The organism is Brevibacillus sp. SKDU10 (assembly GCF_001645205.1).
Classification (GTDB): Bacteria; Bacillota; Bacilli; order Brevibacillales; family Brevibacillaceae; genus Brevibacillus_B; species Brevibacillus_B halotolerans.
Genome location: NZ_LSSO01000045.1, coordinates 1 through 1,564, shown reverse-complemented (window position 1 = coordinate 1,564; position 1,564 = coordinate 1). Strand labels below are relative to the sequence as shown.

The 1,564-nt window shown below is 45.3% G+C and carries 1 protein-coding gene; it reads left to right on the top strand.

Features of this window, described 5'->3' with window-relative positions; translation table 11 throughout:
* A partial coding sequence (locus tag AYJ08_RS03795) for an immunoglobulin-like domain-containing protein (protein ID WP_197490574.1) occupies positions 1-1,384 on the top strand: 1,384 nt, incomplete at its 5' end.
* Between the last annotated feature and the right edge of the window lie 180 nt (positions 1,385-1,564).

Genomic DNA, 1,564 nt, shown 5'->3' with positions numbered 1-1,564 from the left:
ACGATCTGTAAAAGATATTGTTATTTTACGCAGTGGACTTACCGATGCAGATCGGGTTGCAGCAGATAAAGCATCTCTTTCCATAGGGGATGAGAGTGGCACAGCTTGGACTGATCTGACTTTGCCTACCAACGGTGCTTATGGCTCGACAATTACCTGGGTATCCGATCAACCAACTATTATTTCGGAGCAGGGAAAAGTAATTCGTCCAGCAAAAGGTTCGGCAGATGCAAAAGTAACCTTAACAGCTACTCTGAAAAAGGGGACTAGCATGGATACGAAAGTGTTCTTGCTCACCGTGCCTGCCCAAACAATCACAGACGAGGAAGCAGTAGAGGCAGTGAAAGCAAGCTTGAATGTAACCTATGATGGTACGGCTGCAAGCGTGTCTCTACCAAAAATGGGTGCAAACCATGTTGCGATCCAATGGAGCTTGCAGGACCAAGCCCATTCAGCCATCGTAGAGCTTGATAATGGACATGTAAACAGAGCCGCTGTTTCCAAGGTAACTGACGTTGTGCTAATCGCTTCAATCAAGTTAGGGTCTGCCCAGTCACAGAAAGTATTTTCGATTAGAGTACTTCCTTTGGGAGATGTACCTCTTGTTCATCCAATTACAGTGACAGACTCGCATATAACAGGTACAGCTAAGCCTGGAACAGACATTCATGTTCGTACAGGAGCGACGTTAGTAGGGACTGACAAGGCAGATCATGTAGGAGCTTTCGGTGTGAAAATTCCAACACAGTCAGTAGGAACTGTTCTCGAAGTCATTGCTAGCAATCCAACGACTCATTATCAAAGTGAAGCAGCTTATGTATTGGTAACGGAATCAACAGGGACACCAAGCATTATTCATGTTGGCGATATTACTGCTTCTGTGAGACAAGGAGCGAATTACACCTTACCTGCAACTGTATTGGCTTCAATGAGCGATGGGACCAAACAGCAGGTACCAGTAGATAGCTGGAATCCGAATGTAGCAGATACAAGCAGTGAAGGTACATTCAACTTTGAGGGAACAATCGAAGGATATGCGCAAAAAGTACGTTTAACCTTGGAAGTAACCAAGGAGGGAGCGGGACTGACAGTAGCCCAAGCCCTAGCCCTGCCGCAAGGAACGACAATTACACTTGAAGCTTATGTACAGACGGTAGAGCCAAATGCCCAATTTGCAGGCTATGGTATTTATCTTGCTGATCAGCCAGGGGACGAAACTACAAATGCGCTTATCGTAAAATTTGCGAATGCAGACCGTAATGGACCGTATGCCGTAGCGAATGCTGCCGGTAAAAAAGTGAAAATCACCGGTGTTTTGCATGATAAAGCGTATTTTAGCAAAAAAGGAATCGCCACCTATACACATATTCAGCTTGTGCCATAAGAATAAGGAGGAGTTTAGGATGTTTCGTTCATCTTATTTGTTAGCTAAAAAGCTTTGGAAGGGCGCTCTTGTTGTAACACTAGCAGCTTCCACGTTATTCACGAGCTCAGTCTGGGCTGAAGGTCCTCACGATCCAGCTCCGTTTATTTCTGCAAAAGGTACCCCTCTGGGTAAAAAGGT